Genomic DNA, 20526 nt, shown 5'->3' on the forward strand with positions numbered 1-20526 from the left:
GCGAGAGACTCGTGCCGTGCCCGATCCGACGCCCGAGAGCGAACGGCTCGCGCAGTACCGAGCCAAGCGGGATCCGGCGCGCACGCCCGAGCCCGTCCCGGCCCCGGGCTCGAGCCCCCCCTCCGGCGACGGCCGGAGCTTCGTCATCCAGGAGCACCACGCCCGAGCGCTGCACTGGGACTTCCGCCTCGAGCGCGACGGGGTCCTGGTGTCGTGGGCCGTCCCGAAGGGGTTGCCGCAGGACCAGAAGACCAACCACCTGGCCGTGCACACCGAGGACCACCCGCTCGAGTACGCCACGTTCGAGGGCGAGATCGGCGCCGGGGAGTACGGCGGCGGCCGCGTCACCGTCTGGGACCACGGCACGTACGACCTGGTGAAGTGGTCGGAGCGCGAGGTGCAGGTGGTGCTGCACGGCGAGCGCGTGCAGGGCAGGTACGTGCTGTTCGCCACGCGCCCGAAGGGCAGGCCGGCCGACGCACCCGACGACGGGAAGAGCTGGATGGTGCACCGCATGGATCCCCCCACGCGGCCGGACTGGGAGCCACAGCCCGCCCTGGTGCGCCCGATGCTCGCCGTGCCCGGTGAGCTGCCGACCGACGACGACGGCTGGGCGTTCGAGATGAAGTGGGACGGGGTGCGCGCCGTCGCGTACGTCGATGGCGGGCGCGTGCGGCTGATGTCCCGCAACGACCTCGACATCACTCGCTCGTACCCCGAGATCGCCGGCATGGGCGAGCAGCTCGGGTCGACGCCGGTCGTCCTCGACGGAGAGCTGGTCGCCTTCGACGCGGGCGGTGCCCCGGACTTCGGGCGCCTGCAGCAGCGGATGCACGTCGCGGACCCGTCCGCCGCGCGGCGTCTGGCCCGGTCGGTGCCGGTGGTCTACCTGGTGTTCGACGTCCTCCACCTCGACGGGCGGTCGACWGTCTCGCTGCCGTACGACGAGCGTCGCCGTCTGCTCGAGAGTCTCGGCGTGGCCGGGCCGTCGTGGCAGACTCCCCCGTCCTTCGACGGCCCGGGACAGGACGTGCTGACCGCGAGCCTCGAGGGCCGGCTCGAGGGGGTGCTGGTCAAGCGACGGTCCGCTCCGTACCGTCCCGGCAGCCGCTCGCCGGACTGGGTGAAGGTGAAGCACGTCCGCATGCAGGAGGTCGTGATCGCGGGCTGGCGGCCCGGCAAGGGGAACCGCGCCGACACGATCGGGGCGCTGGTCGTCGCGGTCCACCAGGACGGGGAGCTGCGCCCGGCGGGCCGGGTCGGCACGGGGTTCACCCGCCGGATGCTCGACGACCTGCTGGTGCGCCTGCGGGCGCTCGAACGGCCGACGCCGCCGTTCGAGGGGCGGCTGCCGGCGGCGGAGTCACGCGACGTCCACTGGGTCCGGCCCGAGCTCGTCGGCGAGGTGGCCTACACCGAGTGGACCGACGACGGCCGCCTGCGCCACCCGGCCTGGCGCGGCCTGCGACCGGACAAGAGGCCCGGCGACGTCGTACGCGAGGACTGAGCCATTGGGTCAGTCGTCCCAGGGCGCCGTCTCGTCGAGCTTGGCGTAGTACTTCGCCAGGTGGCTCTTGATGCGGTCACGGTCCCTGTCGGGGACGTCGACGCCGCCGCGGGAGCCCTGCATCACCGCGGCGGCCGCGAAGACGCCGCGCGGGACCGCCTTCAACCGCCCGTCGACGACGTCCGCGATCAGCAGCTTGTACGCGGTGAAGTTCTCCTTGGAGTCGGCGTCGTACCAGACGTGCGCGTCCCGGTACTTCTCGTTGGGCCCGTCCTCGGCCTCGACCCAGGCGCGGACCCGCTTCTCGGCGGCGTCGCCGTCCCACGCGCGGTCACGGTCGGCCAGGGGGAGGTCGCCGAATGCGGTCACAGCCATGTCGATCCCTCTCAGTCGGTGGGGGCGGCGGCGCGGAGCTTCTCGAGCAGCGGCCCGGCCGCCGTCGACAGGAACTGGTCCTGCCCCTCGTCGCCGATCTGCACGAGCGCGATGTCGGTGAACCCGGCCTCCCAGTACACGGAGACCGCCTCGACCACGGCGTCAAGGTCCGGGCCGCACGGGATCTGCTCGGCGACGTCGGACGGGCGTACGAACTGGCTCGCGGCGTCGAACGCCTCCGTCGTCGGCAGGTCGGCGTTCACCTTCCAGCCGCCGGCGAACCAGCGGAACTGCTCGTGCGCCCGGGCCACGGCCTTCTCACGGTCGGGGTCCCAGCTGATCGGGATCTGCCCGATCTTGCGCGACTCCGGCAGCGCGTGGCCACGAGCGTCGTCCCAGGCCCGGATCGCGTCGGCGTCGGGCTCGACGGCGACCAGGTGGTCCACGAGGGTGGCGAACCGCGCGATCGAGTCGGGTCCCGAGACCGCGGCACCGATCTGGATCGGCTCGTCGGGCAGGTCCCAGACCTTCGCCGAGTCCACCTGGAAGAAGTCGCCCGCGATGTTCACGCGGTCGCCCGTGAGCAGCGCGCGGATGATCTCGATCGCCTCCTCGAGCATGTCCTGCCGCTCGCCGACCGCGGGCCACCGCTCGCCGACCACGTGCTCGTTGAGGTTCTCCCCCGCGCCGAGGTTGAGCTGGAACCGACCGTCGGACAGCACCCCGAGCGTCGCGGCCTTCTGCGCGACGACGGCTGGGTGGTACCGGATGGTCGGGCAGGTCACGTAGGTCATGAGCTCCACGCGCTCGGTCGCCTGGGCGACCGCGCCCAGCAGAGTCCACGCGTACGGGGCATGACCCTGCTCGTCGAGCCAGGGGAAGTAGTGGTCGCTGGCCACCTCGAAGTCGAACCCGAGGCGCTCGGCGGCGATGGAGTAGCGGACCAGGTCCTTCGGTCCGGACTGCTCGGTCATGAGGGTGTAGCCAAGACGTGTCACCTGTCGACCGTCGCACCCGGCGCGCTCCGTCGCATCCGGTCGAGCGCCGTGCGCCGCCTCACAAGCCGTGCCCGGACACCGGGACCGCGCCTAGGTTGCGAGGGTGACCAGCCGACTGAGGGCTCTGACCGTCGAGGCTCACGACCCCGCCCGCCTGGCGAGCTTCTGGGCAGCCCTCCTGGGACGGGACGTCGTCCAGGACCCGCTCGATCCGCTGGGTGCGCTGGTGCCGGGCTCCGACCAGCAGCTCGGGCTACGGTTCGTCGCGAGCCAGGCGGACGAGGTCGATCCGCGCCGGATGCACCTGCACCTGACGGGCACCGACGCGGACGACCAGCGACGCACGGTCGCACGAGCGCTCGAGCTCGGCGCCGACCACCTCGACGTCGGGCAGCTCCCCGAGGAGCAGCACGTGGTGCTGGCCGATCCCGAGGGTTACGCGTTCTGCGTGATCGAGCCCGGCAACTCGTTCCTCGCCGGCTGCGGCTTCCTCGGGGAGCTGACCTGTACGGGCCCACGGGACGTCGGCCTGTTCTGGGCCGAGGCGCTGGGCTGGCCGCTGGTGTGGGACCAGCATCAGGAGACGGCCGTCCAGTCCCCGCTCGGAGGCACGAAGGTCTCCTGGGGCGGCGAGCCCCCGGCGCCCCGGCACGAAAGGGACCGCCTGCGGTTCGACCTCGCCGTGCCCGACGAGGACGTGGCGGCCGAGGTGGACCGCCTGGTCGCCCTCGGCGCCGTGCGACTGGGCAGCGCCGGCGACGGCACGCTCGCACTCGCCGACCCCGACGGCACCGAGTTCAGCATCCACGTCGGCGGTCAGGCGACCGCCCGGTCCGCGGCCGGCACCGACCGCGGACCGGACCGACCTCAGCCCTCGGTGCCGGTCACGCCGATGTAGACGGCCGGGTTGCCGCGCGGGTTGAGCAGCACCACCGGGGCGATGCACCGCTGCGGCAGAGCCACCGTGGCGTGGATCCTGGCGTCACCCGTGGACGAGAACGGGATGACGGCCGTCGTTGCGACCACGGCACCGTTGCACGCGACGCTCGCCGAGACCGTGGTCACCGGGTTCGCGCCCGTCGACGTCAGGACCAGGCCCTCGACCTTGACGTCCAGCCGACCGTCGTGCCGCAGGCGGGCGTCGCCGTCGCGGATCACCCAGTCCGCACCGCCGGGTGCTACCGGCGCCGCGGGCCCGAACAGCACCGGATCGGTGGTCAGGCTGCCCGCCACCTCAGCGCTCAGGATGGTCCGCCCACCCCCACCGCCGTGATCGCCGTTGGCGAAGGCCGCCGGAGCCCCGGCCAGTCCCACGGTCAGCACGACTGCCGATGCCACTGCTACGCGCCTCAGGATCGTCTTCATCGTCAACCCTTCCTCCGCGAGCCCACGACGGGCCCGACATGAGTTGAGACGAGACAGCAGGACCACGGGTTCACCGGCGCCCGAACCCGGCGACGGCGGTGCGCGGGACCTTCTGCCCTATCCGTCGAGGCCGGCCCGGCGAAACGTGGGTGTGAGGAGGGCCCCACCACTCGGGCGGGGCGCCACCCGACGTGCGGAGGGAGAAGGCGTCATGGCACGCACGTGGAAAGTCGCGATCTATCTGTTCGACGCGGACGATCCGAGGCACGACACGGGTGTCACGAAGGCGCACGCCGTGCTCACGACCTCGAGCGGGACGACCCTCGACGGCTACGGCCGCGCACGCCGAACGCCCCAGGACGTCGACGTCCCCGAGATCGGTGAGGAGCTGGCGGCCGCCCGGTCGTTGCGAGACCTGGCCGACCGTCTGCTGCAGGCGACCTCCGACGACATCGAGGCGATCGAGCACGACGACGTGCAGATCGTCCACCTCCGGCCATGACCAGGAACGTGGTGGTGCTCGGTGCCGGGACGGCCGGCACCATGCTGGTCAACAAGCTCCGGCGGCGGCTGGACGACACCTGGACGATCACGGTCGTCGACCGCGACGACGCGCACGCGTACCAGCCCGGCTTCCTGTTCGTGCCGTTCGGCGGCCCGACGGACGGGCTCGTCCGGTCTCGCCACGCGTTCGTGCACGACGGCGTGGACCTGGTGCTCGAGGCGGTCGAYCGGGTCGACGCCTCCGCGCGGGAGGTCGTCCTGCTGGACGGTCGCCTGCTCCCCTACGACTACCTCGTGATCGCGTCCGGGACCACGCCCCGGCCCGACCAGACGCCCGGGATGCTCGGGCCGCAGTGGCGGCGGAGCATCTTCGACTTCTACACGCTCGACGGCGCGAAGGCGCTGGCCACGGCGTTGCGGCGGTTCCGCGGTGGGCGCCTCGTGGTCCACGTGACCGACATGCCGATCAAGTGCCCGGTCGCGCCCCTCGAGTTCACGTTCCTCGCCGACGACTGGCTGCGCGAACGCGGGCTGCGCTCGCACACCGACCTCGTGTTCGTGACGCCGCTGGACGGTGCGTTCACCAAGCCGATCGCCTCCGAGCGTCTCGGGTCCATGCTCTCCGACCGCGGCGTCGCCGTGGAGCCGGACTTCCTGGTCGAGCACATCGAGGACACGACGCTGGTCTCGTACGACGGGCGCGAGATCCCGTTCGACCTGCTCGTGACGGTGCCGTTGCACATGGGGGCCGACTTCGTCACCCGGTCCGGGCTCGGCGACGAGCTGGGGTTCGTGCCGGTGGACAAGCACACCCTGCAGTCGACGGCGGACCCGCGGATCTTCGCGGTCGGCGACGCCTCCGACATCCCCACGTCCAAGGCGGGGTCGGTCGCCCACTTCTCGGTCGACGTGCTGGTCGACAACCTGGTGGAGCTCGCGGCGGGTCGGCCCATGACGCACTCGTTCGACGGCCACGCCAACTGCTTCGTCGAGTCGGGCGACGGCAAGGCGCTCCTGCTCGACTTCAACTACGAGACGCAGCCGCTGCCCGGCACGTTCCCCGCGCCGTACCTCGGGCCGATGAGCCTGCTCAAGGAGAGCCGCGCCAACCACCTCGGGAAGCTCGCGTTCCGCTGGGTCTACTGGAACGTCCTCCTGCCCGGACGCCCCCTGCCGCTCGCACCGGCCATGTCCATGGTCGGCAAGCAAGCCCCCGCCACCACGTCCTAGAGAGAGGTGCGCCATGCCTGTCACGACCCTCGACGGTCACCAGGTCCACGTCGACGAGGAAGGGTTCCTCACCGATCTGTCCGAGTGGGACGACGAGCTCGCCACCGTGCTGGCGACGCAGATCGGCCTCACGCTCACCGACGAGCACCGCGCTGTGCTCGAGTTCCTGCGGGCCGACTTCGCGCAGCGCGGAGAGACCGCGACCCTGCGCCGCGCCTCGGCGGGCAGCGGCGTCGCGGTCAAGGACCTGTTCCGCCTGTTCCCCCAGAAGCCGGCCAAGAAGATGGCGTACGTCGCCGGCCTCCCCAAGCCCGTGGGCTGCGTCTGACCCGGCACGACGACGAGAGGCACTTCGATGACCATCACCGACACCGACACCGCGGTCGTCCCCCAGCTCGGGGGCGAGACGGCATCCGGTCGCAGGCTCGCGATCATCTGCTCCAAGGGCAACCTCGACATGGCCTACCCGGGCCTGATCCTGGCCAACGCGGCACTGGGCGAGGGCGTCGAGACCCACCTGTTCTTCACGTTCTGGGGCCTCGACATCATCACCAAGGCGACGATGGACGACCTGAAGTTCACCATGCTCGGCAACACCGCCACGCACATGCCGCAGGGCTTGGGCGGTCTGCCCGGGATGACCGCGATGGCCACCTCGAGGCTGAAGAAGGCGATCGCCGACCTGGACGTGCCCGACGTGCCCGAGTTCCTCGAGCAGATCGTCGCGTCGGGCGGGCACCTGTGGGCGTGCCGGCTGTCGGCCGACATGAACCACCTGACGCTCGCCGATCTCGACGACGACGTCGAGGGCATCATCAGCGCCAGCGACTTCATCGAGAAGACCGACGGCGCCCAGCTGCTGTTCATCTAGCCGGGAGCGGGAGGCCATGCCTCCGAGCCCGTGCCGAGACACAGGACCTGCGGCCCTAGGAGGCGTGTCTGCGCAGGGCAAATCCTGGAGTCCTCGCAGCGACGCGGGGCCCCCGGAGACGGGGTCGGACGGACTGAGGAGTGCACACCATGAACACCATGAAGGCCGGCGTCGTCCGGTCGTTCACCACCGACCTCGACGTGGCGGAGGTGCCGATCCCCACGGTGGGACCGCACGAGGCGCTGGTCCGGGTCGACTTCTCCGGCGTGTGCCACACGGACCTGCACGCTGCCCGCGGTGACTGGCCGGTGAAGCCCACCCCGCCCTTCATCCCCGGGCACGAGGGTGTCGGGCACGTGGTCGCGGTCGGGGACGCCGTGACGCGCGTCGCGGTGGGTGACCTGGTGGGCAACGCCTGGCTGTGGTCGGCGTGCGGCGAGTGCGAGTACTGCGAGACCGGCTGGGAGACCCTGTGCCCGAACCAGCGCAACAGCGGGTACTCGGTCGACGGCTCCTTCGGCCAGTACATGGTCGTCGACGCCCGCTACTGCCCGGTCATCCCCGACGGCGTCGACCCGGCGGGCGCCGCGCCCGTGCTGTGCGCGGGCGTCACCGTCTACAAGGGCCTGAAGATGACCGACACCAAGCCCGGTGAGTGGGTGCTGATCTCCGGCATCGGCGGCCTCGGGCACCTCGCGGTGCAGTACGCGGTCGCGATGGGTCGCCGGGTCGCCGCGATCGACGTCGACGAGACCAAGCTGGCGCTCGCGACCAAGCACGGCGCCGAGGTCGTGGTGAACGCCGCCGTCGAGGCGGACCCGGCCGCGCGGCTCAGCGAGCTCACGGGTGGGGTGCACGGCGCGCTCGTCACCGCCGTGAACGCCCACGCGTTCCCCCAGGCGGTCGGCGCGCTGCGTCGTGGTGGCACGGTCGCCCTGGTGGGGCTTCCGCCGGAGCAGTTCCCGCTGGACATCTTCACCACCGTGCTGTTCGGGCTCACCGTGCGAGGGTCGATCGTCGGCACCCGCAAGGACATGACCGAGGCGCTGGACTTCTACGCCCGCGGCCTGGTCAACCCGACCTACACGGTCCGCCCGCTCGACGACATCAACGCGATCTTCGCCGAGATGCTCCGCGGCGAGATCGACGGACGCATCGTCATGGACATGCGCTGACGGCTCCCCGGCGCGTCGGTGCGATGACTCTTGCGGGCGACTGGTCACGCGTATAGCGTGCTGGTTGTGCATACAGCGCAGAGCGATCTCACCGCTCGCGCCCGGATCCGGGACGCGGCCATCGAATCCTTCGCCCGCGAAGGGTTCGGGGCCTCGTTCCGGACCATCGCCGCGCAGGCCGGCGTCTCTCCCGGCCTGATCACGCACCACTTCGGCCCCAAGGAGGCGTTGCGCGAGGAGTGCGACGCCGAGGTCCTGCGCCGGTACCGCGAGATCAAGACCGACGCCGTCGATCGGCCCAGCTCCCACCTGCTCGACGGGCTCACGCATCCCGGGGCGTCGCCGACCGTGGTCGTCTACCTCCTGCGGGCGATCCACGCCGGCGGACCCGCCGCCCGGATCTTCCTCGACCGGCTCGTCGACGACGCACGCGTCGTCATGAAGCTCGGCGTCGAGAGCGGCCTCGTGCGCCCCTCGCGCGACGAGGAGGCGCGGCTGCGGTACCTCACGTACCAGACGATGGGCGCGATGCTCGTGCGGTTCCTCACCACCGAGCACGCGACCCCCGACGAGTTCGTCGCGTCGATGCGCGCCGCGGACGACGAGTTCATCCTGCCGATCCTCGAGGTCGGCACCGAAGGGTTCCTCGCGGACCGGACCATGCTCGACGACTACCTGCAGTACCTGTGGGAACCGCCGGGCGGCCAGGGCTCCCCCGCCACCTGACCCTCTCGAAGGAAGAAGCACGGCCATGAGCAGCACCGAGAACGCCATCGAGGTCGAGGGCCTCACCAAGAGCTTCGGCCGCGTCCACGCCCTGCGCGGGCTCGACCTGACGGTGCCGTCCGGACAGGTCACCGGGTTCCTCGGCCCGAACGGAGCCGGCAAGTCCACGACCATCCGCGTCCTGCTCGGCCTGATCCGGGCGGACGCGGGCCGGGCCACCGTCCTCGGCGGCGACCCGTGGTCCGACGCCGTCGGACTGCACCGGTCCATCGCGTACGTGCCGGGCGACGTGAACCTGTGGCCGAACCTCACGGGCGGCGAGGCGATCGACATCCTGGTGCGCCTGTCGGCACCGCTGGAGCCGGCTCGTAAGCAGGCCATGCTCGACCGCTTCGAGCTCGACCCGACGAAGAAGGCCCGGGCGTACTCCAAGGGCAACCGGCAGAAGGTGGCGCTCGTCGCGGCGCTGGCCTCGCGGGCCGAGCTGCTCGTGCTCGACGAGCCCACGTCCGGCCTGGACCCGCTGATGGAGGCGGCGTTCACCGAGTCGATCCGGGAGGTGAAGGCCGAGGGCCGGTCGGTGCTGCTGTCCAGCCACATCTTCGCCGAGGTGGAGAGGCTCGCCGACCGGGTGACGATCATCCGCGACGGCGTGACCGTCGAGTCGGGGACCATCGCCGAGCTGCGGCACCTGACGCGCTCGCAGGTGACCGTCGGGATCGACGCGGGCGCCGACCGGCTCGCCGCGCTGCCCGGCGTGCACGACCTGCAGCGGGCCGACGGGCACGTCACGTTCGCCGTCGACGACGCCGAGCTGCCGGCGGTGCTGGCGGCCGTGGCGAGCCTGCGCCCGCGCTCGCTCGTCGCCAACCCGCCGTCGCTGGAGGAGCTGTTCCTGCGCCACTACGGGGACCAGGGCGCCGCGCTCGAGGCCGCCGGGACGGCAGCACCTGAGGCGGCGCGGTCATGACCGCCGTCGCGACCCGCTCCCCTGCGCCGGTCGCGGCGCGGGAGCTGCGGACGCCCGCGCACGCGTTCGCCGGCCTGGGCACGGGCGTGCGCCTGGTCGTCCGCCGCAGCCGCGTCCGGCTCGTCGTGTGGGTGTACGTGGTGGTGGGCCTGTTCGCGTACGTCGGCGCGTACTACAAGACTCTGTTCGACTCGCAGCAGGCGCTGGACGACTTCGCGGCGCTGAGCAACACGCCGTCGATCCGCGCGCTCACCGGCCTCGCGGCCGCCCCGAACACCCTGGGCGGCGCCGTCTGGACGAAGATCTGGATGACCTGCGCCCTGTCGCTCGCGTTCGGGGTCGTGTTCCTGGTGACCCGCAGCGGCCGAGCCGACGAGGAGCTGGGCCGCACGGAGCTCCTGCGCGCGCGCATGCTGGGCCTGCACGCGTACTCGACCGCGTCGTGGCTGGTCAACGCCGCGCTGTGCCTCGTGTGCGGCGTCGGGGTGGCCGTCTCGTCCATCCTGCTCGGCCTCGACCCGGCCGGTGCCGGCATCACGGGTTCGCTCGTGGTGGGCGCGTCGATCGCCGCCGTCGGCGCCGTCGCGCTCGGCGTCGGGGCCGTCGCCAACCAGGTCGCGACGACGTCGCGCGGGGCCAACACCATCGGGTCGGTCGTGCTCGGCGTCTTCTACGTGCTGCGCATGATCGGCGACCTCGGCGACGGCAGGCTCACGTGGCTCTCGCCGATCGGGTGGGGGCAGGAGATGCAGCCCTGGGGCGCCAACCGCTGGTGGGTGCTCGCGCTGCTGCTCGGCCTGACCGTCGTGCTGCACCTCGTCGCCCTGCGCCTGGAAGGCCGCCGCGACCTCGGTGCCGGGCTCGTCGCCGAGCGTCCGGGTCCCGCCGGCGCGCCCGCCCGCTACGCGTCGCCGCTGGGGCTCGCCCTGCGGCTCCAGCGCGGCCCGGTGATCGGCTGGAGCCTCACCGTCGCCGTGTCGGCGCTGTTGTTCGGGTCCGTCGTCCAGGCGATGACCGCCCTGCTCGACGACTCGAGCGCCCAGAGCATCACCGGCGGCACCGGCATCGACCCGCTGGTCGCCCTCCTGGTCGAGCTCGTCGCCCTGATCGTCACCGTGTTCGCCGTGCAGTCCGCCGTGGCCCTGCGCAGCGACGAGGCATCCGGGATGGCGGAGCTGCAGCTGGCCGGCGCGATGTCGCGGTTCCGGTGGGCTGCGGGTCGGCTGGCGATCCCCGTGGTCGGGTCGGCGGTGCTCCTGGTCGTCGGCGGCGCGCTGTTCGGGGGTGCCTACGGTGCGTCGATCGGTGAGCAGGGGCACGCCTGGTCGCTCGCGCTCGCGGCCCTCGCGTACTGGCCGGCGGTCATGGTGCTCGTCGGCGTGGCGGTCGCACTGTTCGGGTGGCTGCCTCGCGCCGCGGTGGCCGGCACGTGGGCGGTGCTCGGGGCGATGTGGATCGTCGTCATCGCCGGCGACGCGCTGCACCTGCCCGGCTGGGTGCTCGACGCGCTGCCGTTCTCGGCGACGCCGTACCAGCCGGCCGAGCCGTTCACGTGGACGCCCGTGATCATCCTGACGATCGTCGCCGGCGCGCTCGTCGCGGCCGGGCTCAGCCGCTACGCCCGGCGGGACGTGCAGCCCGCCTGAGCGTGCGGCCACCGCGCGCGGTGGGACAGGATGGACGGGTCCTGCAGGAGTCCTGGCGTGACGACAGAGATGAGCACGGCATGCGTCCCGACATCGTTCCCGGCGCCGTCCTTCCCGACTACGAGCTTCCCGACCACACGGGCGCCGTGCGCAGGCTGAGCGAGATCCAGGGCGACGACCCGATGATCCTGACGCTCGCCCGCGGGCACTACTGCCCGAAGGAGCACCAGCAGCACCTCGACCTCGCCGCGATGCAGCCCAAGCTCGGCGTGGCGTACACAAAGGTCGCCACGATCGCGACGGACGAGCGCCACACGCTGCAGGAGTTCCGCTCGTCCGTGGGCGCGCACTGGCCGTTCCTGTCCGACCCCGGTCGCGTCGTCCAACGGGATCTCGACATCCAGGAGTACACGGACCCGGCGAACGACCCGATGATCCCGCACACGCTCGTGCTCAAGCCGGGGCTCGTGGTCCACAGCATCTACAACGGGTACTGGTTCTGGGGCCGGCCCTCCACCGACGACCTGTGGCGCGACCTGCGCGCCGCCTCCAGCGAGTTCCGCCCGGACTGGGACCTGAGCGTCCCCGGGCTGCGTGAGGCGTGGGACGCCGGCGACGTCTCGAAGTTCCACGGCTGGGAGCGGTGGTCGCCCGACGAGGTCCGGCGCGCCCGGGGCCTGGACTGACGCGGCCCGGCGCACGATGGCCACGCTCCTGTCGGTGAACGTCGGGCTGCCGGCGGACGTGCCGTGGCGCGGCCGGACCGTGCACACCGGCGTCTGGAAGGGCGCGGTCACCGGGCCGCGGATGGTCCGGCGCCTCAACATCGACGGCGACGGGCAGGGCGACCTCGCCGGGCACGGCGGCGAGCAGCGCGCCGTCCTCGTCTACCAGATCGAGTCCTATCGGCACTGGCAGGAGCACTTCGGGCTGGCGGAGCTCGAGCCGGGAGCGTTCGGCGAGAACTTCACCGTCGAGGGGCTCGCCGACGATGAGGTCTGCATCGGCGACCGGTACCGCATCGGCGAGGCCGAGCTCGAGGTCACCCAGCCGCGGGTCACCTGCTTCCGCGTCGGGATGCGGATGGGACAGCCGCAGCTCCCGTCGCTGCTGGTCGCCCACCACCGTCCGGGCTTCTACCTGCGCGTCCTGACCGAGGGGCACGTCGCGGCCGGCGATCCCATCGTGCGGACCAGGCGCGGGCCGCACGCACTGAGCGTCGCCGACGTCGACGCCCTCCTCTACCTGCCCGGTCACGACCCGGCGCGGCTCGAGATCGCGATGGACATCCCGGCCCTCAGCCCCGGCTGGCGCGAGTCCTTCCGGAGCATGCTCGCCGGTGGGACCGCGCAGCCCGCCGGAGTCGCCGTCGCGCCGGAGCCGTCGTGGCCGGGCTTCCGCACGCTCACGGTCACCGACGTCGTCGCCGAGACGGCCGCGGTGACGTCGTTCCGGCTCGCCGGGGACGGCGGGCTGCCCGAGTTCGTGCCCGGCCAGTTCCTCAGCCTGCGCGTGCGCGGTGCGGGCGACCCGGCGCCGGTGCGCACGTACTCGCTGTCGGGCGACCCGGACGGCGGCGACTACCGGATCAGCGTGAAGAGCGAGTCCGACGGGGTGGTCAGCTCGCGCCTGCGCGAGCTGCTGCACCGGGGGGACCGGATCGAGGTCGCGGCACCGCGGGGCGGCTTCGTGCTCGACGACGGCACCGGATCGGTCCTGCTCATCTCCGCGGGCATCGGGCTGACCCCCGTGCTCGCGATGCTGCACCGGCTCGCGAGCGAACCCAGCGCCCGCGAGGTGTGGTGGATCCACACGACCCACGACGGGCGCAGCCACGCCTTCGCCGCCGAGGCCGCGGACCTGCTCGCCCGCCTGCCGGCGGCACACCGTCTCGTGTACTACACGACGCCGAGCGGTCCGCTGCCCCCCGGGGTCCGTGCGGGACGGCTCACCGCGGAGGTGGTCGCCGGCCTGGGCCTGCCGACCGACGCGCACGCGTACGTCTGCGGCCCCGAGACGTTCATGGACGACGTCGTCGCCGCCCTGGCCACGGCGGGCCTCGACCCGGCCCACGTCCACACCGAACGCTTCGGCTCACGCTCCCCGATCAACCCCGGGGTCGTCCGGGCCGACCCGCCGCCGCCCCACCAGCCTCCCGGGCCGGCCGGCGCGGGTCCGCAGGTGACCTTCGCGCGCTCCGGCCTCTCGGCCGGCTGGTCGGAGGGCTACGACTCCGTGCTCGAGCTGGCGGAGGCGTGCGACGTGCCCACGCAGTGGTCGTGCCGCACGGGGGTCTGCCACACGTGCGTGACGGCCGTGCTGTCCGGGTCGGCGTCGTACGGGACGCCGCCGCTCGAGCCGCCGGCCGCCGACGAGCTGCTCATCTGCTCGGCACGCCCCACGACGGACCTCGTCCTCGACCTCTGACGGTCAGCGGACGAGCTGCTGACCGCCGTCGATGTCGTACGTCCCCCCGGTCAGGGCGGTGTTGGCCATGACGTGCACCGCCAGCGCCGCGACGTCGTCCGGCCCGACCACCCGACCGATCGGCAAGGTCGCGCGCAGCTCGTCGCGGCGCTCGTCGAGCCTGTCGCCCAGCAGCGACGCCGACAGGGGCGTGTCGACGAAGCCGGCGGCGATGAGGTTGACCCGCACCGGGGCGATCTCGATCGCGAGGTTCGCCGCGAGGACGGGCAGCGCCGCGGTCATCGCCGCGGTGATCCCCAGGCCGACCCCCGGCCGCCGGGCACCGGTGCCGCCCATGAACAGCAGGGTCCCTCCCGGGCGGATCCTGCCGGCGGTGTAGCGGGCGACGCCGAGCATCACCATCGGGTGCTCGGCGATGGCGCGGCGCACGTCCTCGAAGTCCATGTCGACCAGCGGCGCGTAGTAGGGAGCACCGGCGGTCACCATGACGTGGTCGATCGGCGTGTCGAGCCCGTCGAAGAACCCCTCCAGGGCGGCGAGGTCGTTCGCGTCGAACGCGGCGACGCTCCGGGCACCGACCTCGTCGGCGGCGCTCCGGAGCCGGTCGGGATCGCGAGCCGTCAGGATCACGTCGGCCCCCTCGGCGCGCGCGCGCCGCGCCGTCGCCAACCCGATGCCCGCGCTCCCGCCGACGACGACGACCGTCTGCCCGGCCAGCGCCGGCTCGTGGGCCGCCGGGCTCATCGGGCGATCTCGCCGCGCAGGGCCTTCAGCGCGGAGACGTAGATCTCCGAGAAGGTCGGGAACKGCTGGATCGTGTCGGCCAGCACCTCCAGGGGCACGTGGGCGCGGATGGCCAGCGTGGCCTGCTGCAGCCACTCGCCCGCCTCCGGTCCGAGCGCGTAGGCGCCGGTCAGCCGCTCGCCGTCGCTGACGAGCGTGAGGAACCCGTTGCTGTCGGCGTAGGCGCGCGTGTAGGTCGACGTCTTCGCCACCCCGGACACCGGGACGGTCGCCTGGAAGCGGTCGTCCGCGAGGCCCACCGCCGCCGCCTGCGGGTCGGTGTACGTCACCCGCGGGACGGCCTCGTAGCTGGCGGCCCGTCGCTCCCCCAGGATGTTCGCCGCGACCACGTCGCCCTGGTACTTGCCGACGTGCGTCAGCGGCCAGAGCCCGGTCACGTCGCCGATCGCCCACAGCCCGTCGGCGACGCGCATGTGCTCGTCGACGGGCACGCCCTTGTCGTCCGGCTCGATGCCGACGGTCTCGAGGCCGAGGTCGTGCACGCGCGGGCGCCGTCCCGTGGCGACGAGCAGCTTGTCGCCCCGCAGCTCGCGCCCGTCGTCGAGCTCGAGCACGTAGTCGTCCCCGTCGTGCCGCGCTCGGGCCACACCGGCCCCCAGGACGAGCTCGACGCCCTCGCCCCGCAGCACCTCACCCAGCGCCTCGCCCAGGGGCGCGGGCTCCCGCCCGAGCACGTGCGTGGACCGGTCGACCAGGACCACCTCGCCCCCGAGCCGGCGGACCACCTGCGCGATCTCCACCCCGACCGGGCCGCCGCCCATGATGAGCAGGCGGCGCGGGACCGCCGTCATGGAGGTGGCCTCGCGGCTGGTCCAGAGGCCGTCCAGGTCACGCAGCCCGGGCACCGGCGGCACGATCGGCGAGGCGCCGTTGGCGAGCACGATGTGGTCGGCGGTGTGCCGGACGCCGTCGACCTCCACGGCACCGGGTCCGACGAGCCGTCCGTCGCCCCGCAGCAGGTCGATGCCGTTGTCCGCGAGCCACGTGACCTGACCGGCGTCGGAGTAGTCCGACACCTGGAAGTTGCGCCAGGCGAAGACGGCCTCGAGGTCGATGTCCGCCGTCGCCGCGGCCTCGCGTGCCGCATGGACCGCCTCGCCGGGCCGCAGCAGGGTCTTCGACGGGATGCACGCCCAGTAGGAGCACTCCCCGCCCACGAGCTCCCGCTCGACGACGGCCACGCGCAGGCCGCCCTCGGCCAGCGCGCCCGCGCAGTGCTCACCGGGCGAGCCGCCGCCGAGGACGATGACGTCGTAGTCGGCGCTCATGTCGGCAGCTCGTCGCCGGCGCGCTCGCGGACCATGTACAGCGCGTACCAGTCGGGCCAGTCCGCGTCCGCCTCGCCCGTGCGTGCTTCGTGCTCGCCGTGTGCCGCCGCCGCGCGCCGCAGGGCGTCGGCGAGGTCGCTCACGGACTCGTAGCGCGTGTCCATCGGGCTCACCCCCTCATCGGCCGGGCAGGCGGGTCTTGATCTCCTGGAGCAGCCACCCGTTGCCGTCCGGGTCGCTGAACGCGACGAACGAGCCGTAGTCCGCGTGGCCCGGCGCCGCGCCGCTCTCCCGCCCCGCGGTGCCGGCGTGATGGAAGATGCCGGTCACGTCGTGGAACGGCTCGCTCACCTCGACGCCCCGCTGGACCAGGTCGGCGCGCGCCGCGTCGATGTCGTAGACGGACAGCTGCAGGCCCTCGAACGAGCCGGGCGCGGCGTTCGTCAGGCCCGTGCCGAAGATGATCGAGCAGGCCGACCCGGGCGGCGTGAGCTGCACGACCCGGTAGCCGTCGTCGACCGCGAGGTCGGCGTCGAGCCGCCAGCCCAGCGACTCGTAGAACGCCTTCGCCCGGTCGACGTCCGCGACCGGGACGACCACGACCTCGAGCCGGAACTGGCCCGGCTCCACGGGCGGGCTCCCGGCGGTGCTGGCACTGCTCGCCTCGCTGCTGGTCATCTCCGGGCTCCTTCGCGTCGGCCGCATCCGCGCGAGGTCCAGCCCCACGGGAGGGAGAGGTGAGTTGCTCGTGACACACGATGCTCCGGGCCGTCAGGACCGTCAAGGTCCCGCCCGAGGGCTGTCGTCAGGACCCGTCGAGGGTGCAAGGTGACGACATGCCGTGGTTCCCGGAGTTCGTCTCCGCCGCCGAGCTCGCCCGCCGGCAGGCCAGACAAGAGGGTCACACCGATCCCGTCGCGCAGTACCTGCGGGCCCTCGACACCGGTGACGCTCGCGGCCTGGAGCTCGTGTGGCCCGGCGACGTGGTGGTCCACGACCCCCGAGCCGGCGAGGTGCACGGGCACGCCCAGCTCAAGAAGTTCGTCCGCCGCAACACCTCGTGGCTCGCCGACCATCACGCCCACGTCGAGACCGTGGCGGCGACCACCGTGGGGCCGCGGGCCGTCGTGGAGATCCTGGCCCGCGTCGAGGACGACGCGGGGCGTGCCGCGGACTGGCCCGTCGCCGTCGTCGCCGAGTCGCCGGACGAGCGTTCGGTGATCTTCCGCAGCTACTGCAGCCAGTGGCCGGTCGACGGCCGGCGGCACGTCCGGCCGCCCGTCCTGCCGGCGAGCCACGAGGCGCTCACCGGTGTCGTCGGCCGCTTCCACACCGCGTTGGCCGGCGGCGACGTCGACGCCGTGATGGCCGAGCTCGCCGACGACGCGTACCTCCGCGAGTCCTTCGGGCCGCACGGCACCCACCGCGGGAGCGACGAGCTGCGCGCGTACTTCACGACGAGCCTCGGCGCGGGCGGGGGCATCGAGCTCGAGCCCTGCACGGTGACCGACGACGGCGAGCGGTGCGCGGTCGAGTACACCTGCGTCCGCTGGGGCGACCGCGACCTCCCCCCGCAGGCGGGCGTCGCGGTCTACGAGCGGGACGCGGACGACCGGCTGACCGCGGTGCGCCTGTACGACGACATCGAGCCTCCGGCGGGGCACGGCTGAACGGCGTGCCCTTCCGCCGGTCCGAGCTCGAGTCGTTCCGCGGGGCGACCCTGCCCGACCTCCTCGGGGACCCCACGCGGCTGCTCTTCGTCGGCATCAACCCCGGCCTGCGCGCGGTCGCCGTCGGGGCCCACTTCGGGGGCGGCGGGAGCAACCGGTTCTATCCCGCGATCCACCAGGCGGGCATCGTCGACCGGCGGATCGACGCCTCCGCCGGCCTGCGCCCTGAGGACCTCGCGCACCTCCGCGACCGCGGGGTCGGCATCACCTCGCTCGTGCCGGGGGCGTCGGCACGCGCGGACGAGCTCAGCACGGACCAGCTGGTCGACGGAGCCCGTGCGCTCGCCGACCGCGTCGGCAGGATCGCTCCCACCGCGGTGGCGATGCTCGGGATCACCGCCTACCGGACGGCGTTCGCGGCACCGTCGGCGACCGTCGGTCGACAGCCGGACCACCTGGGCACCGGCATCGAGGTGTGGGTCGTGCCGAACCCCAGCGGTCTGAACCGGAACGTTACGCTCGCCGGCCTGGCCGCCGCGTACCGCGAGGTCGCCGTCGCCGCGGGGATCACGCCGTTCTCTCAGCCGAGGTAGGGGTCGGCCCACGCGCTGATGATGCGTGCCGCGCGCTGCGCCTGGGTGCCCTGCGTGAGGAGGTGGTCGGCGCCCTCGAGCGACACGAAGCTGCGGGGGTGCCGCGCGGCCCGGAAGATGTCGCTGGCGTTGCCGATGCCGACGGTGTTGTCGGTGGGTGAGTGCAGGACGACCAGCGCCTTGCGCAGCGTGCGAATCCGCTCGTGCAGGTCCACGGCGCGCACGTCCTCGATGAAGTGCCGCCGCAGGGTGAGGGCCTTCCCGCCGATGAGGAACGGCGCCTCCCCGTCCGCGAGGATCCGCTCGATGAGCGCGTCGTAGGTGTGCTCGACGTGCGCGGGGCTGTACGGGGCGCCGATRCTGGCCACGGCACGCACCGACCCGGTCAGGTGCGCGGCGGCGATGACCGCGGACCCCCCGAACGAGTGCCCGACCAGGAGCTGGACCTGACGTCCCGACTCGTCCATGAACCGCACCGCACGAGCCGTGTCCTCCACCTTCACGGAGAAGGAGCCGTCGCCCCAGTCCCCCTCGGAGCCGCCGAGCCCGAGGTTGTCGAAGCGCAGCATCCCGATGCCCTCGGCGGCGAGCTGCTTGCAGATCCGGCTCGCGGCCGGCGAGTCCTTGCCGAGCGTGAACCCGTGCGCGAAGACGCCCCACCCGCGGACGGGTCCCTCGGGGAGATCGACGATCCCGGCCAGCCGCGGCCCGGTCGAGCTCGCGAACCAGACCCGTTCGGCCATCTGGGGCGTCCCTCCTGTGGGCGTGGACTCGCGAGCCCAGCAGACCACAGTCCGCGGCGCCCTGGCCTCAGTAGCCGGCGCGCGCGGTCCCGTCCGTGCCGACGAACCGGGCGGCCAGCGCCTCCGACCCGCGGGCGAGCAGCGCGACGTCGGCGCCGACCAGCACGAACGATGCGCCGGCCGCGAGGTAGGAGTCGGCGACGGCCGGGTCGAACGCGTTGACGCCGACGGGGACGCCGGCACCGCGCACGGCCTCGAACGCGCGCAGCACTGCCGCGACGACGTCCGGGTGGGTCTGCTGCCCGAGCAGGCCCATCGAGGCGGCCAGGTCGGACGGGCCGACGAACACGCCGTCGACACCGTCGACCGCGGCGATCTGCGCGGCGGCCTCGACACCGGCCAGCGTCTCGACCTGCACGAACAGCGCGACGTGCTCGTCGGCGTCCGCGAGGTAGCCGTCGATGCGGTTCCAGCGTGCCGACCGCGCCAGCGCGGAGCCGACCCCGCGCCGGCCGCGCGGCGGGTAGCGCACCGCCTCGACCGCGGCACGGGCGTCCTCGACCGACGACACCATCGGCACGAGGACGTTCTGCGCCCCCAGGTCGAGCACCTGCTTGAGGGTGACGGCGTCGTTCGACGGCACGCGGACCACGGGGGTGACCGGGTAGGCGGCGACGGCCTGCAGCTGCGCGAGCACCGACTCGAGGCTGTTCGGGCCGTGCTCCATGTCGATGAGCAGCCAGTCCAGCCCGGCGTCCGCGCAGATCTCGGCCACGAGGGGGCTTCCGCTGGACACCCACATGCCGGCGAGCGGGCGGTCGGCCCGAGCCAGAGCAGCCCGGAACGTCGGGCTCAGAGGAAGCGGCACGAGATCGTCCCCATCGGTCCGTAGTCGCACAGGATGCTGTCGCCGCGGGACACCCAGACCGGGCGCGTGAAGGACCCCGCGAGGATGATCTCGCCCGCCTGCAGGCTCGCCCCGTGCTGGTGGAGCTTGTTCGCGAGCCAGGCGACGCCCGTGGCGGGGTGGTTGAGCACGCCGGCGGCGACGCCGGTCTCCTCGATGGTCTCGTTGCGGTAGAGCAGCGCGGAGACCCAGCGCAGGTCGACCTGGTCGGGCGCCATCGGCCGTCCACCCAGCACCATGCCGCCGTACGCGGCGTTGTCGGCGATCGTGTCGACGATCGTGCGGCCCTCGAGCTCGATGTGCGAGTTCAGGATCTCGAGCGCGGGCGTCACGTACTCCGTCGCGCGCAGCACGTCGAACACCGTGCAGTGCGGGCCCTCGAGCGGCGCCGACAGGACGAACGCCAGCTCCACCTCGATGCGCACGTTCGAGAAGGCGTCGAAGGGGATGATCGAGCCGTTCTCCCAGACCGTGTCGTCGAACATCACGCCGTAGTCCGGTTCCGTGATGCCGGTGGCCTGCTGCATGGCACGCGACGTCAGGCCGATCTTGCGCCCGACCAGGCGCCGGCCGGCGGCGAGGTTCCGGTCGCGCCACACGCCCTGGATGGCGTACGAGTCCTCGACCGTGGCGTCCGGGTAGCGGGCCGTGATGCGCGGGACGAGGCCGCGCGAGCGCTCCGCGCCGGACAGCTCCTCGGCGATCGCGCTGATCGTCTCGGTGCTCAGCATGCTGGCTCCTTCGTCG

At 72.9% G+C, this 20526-nt stretch carries 24 protein-coding genes; 14 read left to right on the top strand and 10 right to left on the bottom strand.

The window, feature by feature from the left end; all coding sequences use genetic code 11:
- The first annotated feature begins 16 nt into the window (after positions 1–16).
- The gene (gene ligD, locus ACXJKG_RS02395; RefSeq protein WP_456844160.1) at positions 17–1507 is read left to right on the top strand and encodes a non-homologous end-joining DNA ligase; all 1491 of its coding nucleotides are present in this window, start codon (positions 17–19) and stop codon (positions 1505–1507) included.
- Positions 1508–1516: 9 nt separating this feature from the next.
- On the opposite strand, the gene ACXJKG_RS02400 is transcribed toward ligD, so the two are convergent.
- Both ACXJKG_RS02400 and ACXJKG_RS02405 read right to left on the bottom strand, forming a co-directional pair.
- Positions 1517–1882, bottom strand: coding sequence for a hypothetical protein (locus tag ACXJKG_RS02400; protein ID WP_456844161.1), 366 nt, complete (start codon positions 1880–1882; stop codon positions 1517–1519).
- 11 nt (positions 1883–1893) lie between these two features.
- On the bottom strand, positions 1894–2880 hold the full coding sequence (locus tag ACXJKG_RS02405) for a TIGR03557 family F420-dependent LLM class oxidoreductase (RefSeq protein ID WP_456844162.1): 987 nt from the start codon (positions 2878–2880) through the stop codon (positions 1894–1896).
- A gap of 103 nt (positions 2881–2983) precedes the next feature.
- Between ACXJKG_RS02405 and ACXJKG_RS02410 the strand changes: the two genes are divergently transcribed.
- A complete protein-coding gene (locus ACXJKG_RS02410; protein WP_456844163.1) occupies positions 2984–3778 on the top strand; it encodes a VOC family protein in 795 nt (264 codons plus the stop codon).
- Here the strand turns inward: ACXJKG_RS02410 and ACXJKG_RS02415 are convergent.
- Complete coding sequence (locus ACXJKG_RS02415) at positions 3748–4203, bottom strand: hypothetical protein (protein WP_456844164.1); 456 nt, start codon at positions 4201–4203, stop codon at positions 3748–3750. The genes ACXJKG_RS02410 and ACXJKG_RS02415 overlap by 31 nt on opposite strands.
- A gap of 253 nt (positions 4204–4456) precedes the next feature.
- Between ACXJKG_RS02415 and ACXJKG_RS02420 the strand changes: the two genes are divergently transcribed.
- The 10 genes from ACXJKG_RS02420 (at position 4457) to ACXJKG_RS02465 (ending at position 13794) form a co-directional block, all read left to right on the top strand.
- Entirely contained in the window at positions 4457–4747 is a 291-nt protein-coding gene (locus ACXJKG_RS02420; RefSeq protein WP_456844165.1) for a DUF1876 domain-containing protein, read from the top strand.
- Entirely contained in the window at positions 4744–5979 is a 1236-nt protein-coding gene (gene sqr, locus ACXJKG_RS02425; protein ID WP_456844166.1) for a type III sulfide quinone reductase, selenoprotein subtype, read from the top strand. Before ACXJKG_RS02420 ends, sqr begins: the two co-directional genes overlap by 4 nt.
- A gap of 13 nt (positions 5980–5992) precedes the next feature.
- A complete protein-coding gene (locus tag ACXJKG_RS02430; protein ID WP_456844167.1) occupies positions 5993–6307 on the top strand; it encodes a TusE/DsrC/DsvC family sulfur relay protein in 315 nt (104 codons plus the stop codon).
- A 27-nt stretch (positions 6308–6334) separates the two neighbouring features.
- Positions 6335–6850, top strand: coding sequence for a DsrE/DsrF/DrsH-like family protein (locus ACXJKG_RS02435; protein WP_456844168.1), 516 nt, complete (start codon positions 6335–6337; stop codon positions 6848–6850).
- A gap of 158 nt (positions 6851–7008) precedes the next feature.
- Positions 7009–8025 carry an alcohol dehydrogenase AdhP gene (adhP, locus tag ACXJKG_RS02440; protein ID WP_456844199.1) on the top strand — a complete coding sequence of 339 codons (1017 nt, stop codon included), beginning with the start codon at positions 7009–7011 and terminating at the stop codon, positions 8023–8025.
- Positions 8026–8091: 66 nt separating this feature from the next.
- The gene (locus ACXJKG_RS02445) at positions 8092–8751 is read left to right on the top strand and encodes a TetR family transcriptional regulator (protein WP_456844169.1); all 660 of its coding nucleotides are present in this window, start codon (positions 8092–8094) and stop codon (positions 8749–8751) included.
- A 25-nt stretch (positions 8752–8776) separates the two neighbouring features.
- Positions 8777–9721 (top strand): ABC transporter ATP-binding protein, encoded by a 945-nt coding sequence (locus ACXJKG_RS02450; RefSeq protein ID WP_456844170.1) that lies wholly within the window; start codon positions 8777–8779, stop codon positions 9719–9721.
- Positions 9718–11367 (top strand): ABC transporter permease, encoded by a 1650-nt coding sequence (locus tag ACXJKG_RS02455; RefSeq protein ID WP_456844171.1) that lies wholly within the window; start codon positions 9718–9720, stop codon positions 11365–11367. Before ACXJKG_RS02450 ends, ACXJKG_RS02455 begins: the two co-directional genes overlap by 4 nt.
- An 80-nt stretch (positions 11368–11447) precedes the next feature.
- Positions 11448–12053, top strand: a complete 606-nt coding sequence (locus tag ACXJKG_RS02460) for a redoxin domain-containing protein (protein WP_456844172.1) — start codon at positions 11448–11450, stop codon at positions 12051–12053.
- A 34-nt stretch (positions 12054–12087) separates the two neighbouring features.
- On the top strand, positions 12088–13794 hold the full coding sequence (locus ACXJKG_RS02465; RefSeq protein WP_456844173.1) for an MOSC domain-containing protein: 1707 nt from the start codon (positions 12088–12090) through the stop codon (positions 13792–13794).
- A 3-nt stretch (positions 13795–13797) separates the two neighbouring features.
- Here ACXJKG_RS02465 and ACXJKG_RS02470 read toward each other — a convergent pair whose 3' ends face one another.
- The 4 genes from ACXJKG_RS02470 to ACXJKG_RS02485 are packed head-to-tail and all read right to left on the bottom strand — an operon-like array spanning position 13798 to position 16544.
- A complete protein-coding gene (locus ACXJKG_RS02470; protein WP_456844174.1) occupies positions 13798–14538 on the bottom strand; it encodes an SDR family oxidoreductase in 741 nt (246 codons plus the stop codon).
- Positions 14535–15866 carry a dihydrolipoyl dehydrogenase family protein gene (locus ACXJKG_RS02475; RefSeq protein WP_456844175.1) on the bottom strand — a complete coding sequence of 444 codons (1332 nt, stop codon included), beginning with the start codon at positions 15864–15866 and terminating at the stop codon, positions 14535–14537. Before ACXJKG_RS02475 ends, ACXJKG_RS02470 begins: the two co-directional genes overlap by 4 nt.
- Complete coding sequence (locus tag ACXJKG_RS02480; protein WP_456844176.1) at positions 15863–16030, bottom strand: hypothetical protein; 168 nt, start codon at positions 16028–16030, stop codon at positions 15863–15865. The genes ACXJKG_RS02475 and ACXJKG_RS02480 overlap by 4 nt, the downstream gene beginning before the upstream one ends.
- A 13-nt stretch (positions 16031–16043) precedes the next feature.
- Entirely contained in the window at positions 16044–16544 is a 501-nt protein-coding gene (locus ACXJKG_RS02485; RefSeq protein WP_456844177.1) for a VOC family protein, read from the bottom strand.
- 158 nt (positions 16545–16702) lie between these two features.
- Here ACXJKG_RS02485 and ACXJKG_RS02490 point away from each other — a divergent pair, with 158 nt between their 5' ends.
- Together ACXJKG_RS02490 and ACXJKG_RS02495 are read left to right on the top strand one after the other, a co-directional pair.
- Positions 16703–17536: a nuclear transport factor 2 family protein gene (locus tag ACXJKG_RS02490; protein ID WP_456844178.1), complete on the top strand. Its 834-nt coding sequence runs from the start codon at positions 16703–16705 to the stop codon at positions 17534–17536.
- 5 nt (positions 17537–17541) lie between these two features.
- Complete coding sequence (locus tag ACXJKG_RS02495; protein WP_456844179.1) at positions 17542–18129, top strand: mismatch-specific DNA-glycosylase; 588 nt, start codon at positions 17542–17544, stop codon at positions 18127–18129.
- Here the strand turns inward: ACXJKG_RS02495 and ACXJKG_RS02500 are convergent.
- The 3 genes from ACXJKG_RS02500 to hpaH form a co-directional block, all read right to left on the bottom strand.
- On the bottom strand, positions 18117–18872 hold the full coding sequence (locus tag ACXJKG_RS02500; protein WP_456844180.1) for an alpha/beta hydrolase family protein: 756 nt from the start codon (positions 18870–18872) through the stop codon (positions 18117–18119). The two genes, ACXJKG_RS02495 and ACXJKG_RS02500, sit on opposite strands and share 13 nt — an antisense overlap.
- A 67-nt stretch (positions 18873–18939) precedes the next feature.
- Positions 18940–19740, bottom strand: coding sequence for an HpcH/HpaI aldolase family protein (locus ACXJKG_RS02505; RefSeq protein WP_456844181.1), 801 nt, complete (start codon positions 19738–19740; stop codon positions 18940–18942).
- Complete coding sequence (gene hpaH / locus ACXJKG_RS02510; RefSeq protein ID WP_456844182.1) at positions 19725–20510, bottom strand: 2-oxo-hept-4-ene-1,7-dioate hydratase; 786 nt, start codon at positions 20508–20510, stop codon at positions 19725–19727. Before hpaH ends, ACXJKG_RS02505 begins: the two co-directional genes overlap by 16 nt.
- Positions 20511–20526: the final 16 nt, after the last annotated feature.

It is taken from the genome of Cellulomonas sp. P5_C6, assembly GCF_054049635.1.